The 1533-nt window shown below is 52.8% G+C and carries 2 protein-coding genes; one reads left to right on the top strand and one right to left on the bottom strand.

The annotated features are described in order from the left end of the window. On the bottom strand, positions 1 to 365 hold a 365-nt coding region (locus AC9UEO_RS13585), incomplete at its 3' end, for a hypothetical protein (protein ID WP_509534595.1). 39 nt (positions 366 to 404) lie between these two features. On the opposite strand from AC9UEO_RS13585, the gene AC9UEO_RS13590 reads away from it, so the two are divergent. After that, a protein-coding gene (locus AC9UEO_RS13590) for an IS3 family transposase (RefSeq protein ID WP_509534597.1) occupies positions 405 to 1492 on the top strand; the annotation gives its coding sequence in 2 pieces (ribosomal slippage) (positions 405 to 666 and positions 666 to 1492; 1089 coding nt in all). Positions 1493 to 1533: the final 41 nt, after the last annotated feature.

Raw genomic sequence — 1533 nt, forward strand, 5'->3', positions numbered from 1 at the left:
ACTGAATCGAATTTACATTCAACAGTTGCGCCATCAAATTTTCGAATTGCAAGAACAATAGCCTTCATCTCGTGTCGATGTGCAACTCTCGATTTCTCGACCCAACCATCTTGCTGTGTGTGATGGGTTCCGTTTTTCAATTTTTCCTGCACTAAGGCAATGTTGTTTTCAATGAATTCAGGCTGTGTGAACTTGCCCTCTCCTTTGGCGTAAAGTTCGATTTGATGCTGTCTTTTCCGCTCCATTTCCTCTGGTGTGTGCGAGAAAAATTTGCCGTTACTTGCTATACGTTCTTGAACAGTTAGTTTCCTTTTTGCTTTGACGTCTTTTCTTTGCGATGAATGGTAATCCCCCCGATAAACCAAAGATCTGAGAAGTAGAATTTTCCAAGAAGGAAGTTCTACGTGAAGAAGTCAAGATTTACCGACAGCCAGATCATGGCTGCCCTCAAACGTGTTGAAGCCGGTCTGCCGGTGCCTGAGATCTGCCGGGAGTTGGGTATCAGCACCGCGACGTTTTACAAGTGGCGCGCCAAGTTCGGCGGCATGGACACCTCCATGATGACCCGCATGAAGGAGCTCGAAGACGAGAACCGGCGTCTGCGCAAGATGTACCTAGAAGAGAAGCTCAAGGCCGAGATCGCCAACGAGTACCTCGCAAAAAAGTAACGCGGCCGTCTCGCAGGCGCGAGATGGCCAAAGAGGTTGTGCAGCAGCGTGGGCTGGCCATCCGGGTGGCCTGTGCGGTGTTCGCCATCAGCGAGTCCTGCTATCGCTACGAGCCCAAGCAAGATGCCGAGAATGCGCTCATCGCCGATTGGCTGATCCGACTGACAGACAACCACCGCAACTGGGGCTTTGGGCTTTGCTACCTGTACCTGCGAAACGTGAAGAGCTTCGGGTGGAACCACAAACGCGTGTACCGCATCTACCGCGAGCTGGAACTCAACTTGCGTATCAAGCCCCGGAAACGTCTGGTGCGTGAGAAGCCAGAGCCGCTGGGGGTGCCAGAGTCCATCAATCAAGTCTGGTCGATGGACTTCATGCACGACAAATTGGAGGACGGCCGCAACTTACGGCTGTTCAATGTCATTGATGACTTCAACCGTGAGGCGCTGGGCATTGAGGTGGACTTCTCGCTGCCGTCGGAGCGGGTGATCCGGGCCTTGAAGCAAATCATTTCCTGGCGCGGCAAGCCGCAGGTGATTCGCTGTGACAACGGACCGGAGAACATCAGTGGCACCATCCAGAACTGGGCCAAGGAATGGGGCATTCGGTTTGAATATATCCAGCCTGGCAAGCCGCAACAGAACGCCTATGTCGAGCGGTTCAATCGCACGGTTCGCTACGAGTGGTTGTCCCAGTATTATTGGTCCAGCATTGAAGAGGTTCAGGACTTCGCCACGCAATGGATGTGGTCCTACAACAACGACCGCCCGAACATGGCCCTGGGCGGGTTCACCCCAAAGCAGCATCTGGTCATGGCTGCATAACTGTTCTACTTTTAGGTTCAGTGGAAATTGGGGGGATTACC

The organism is Limnohabitans sp. (assembly GCF_040401495.1).
Taxonomy (GTDB): domain Bacteria; phylum Pseudomonadota; class Gammaproteobacteria; order Burkholderiales; family Burkholderiaceae_C; genus Limnohabitans.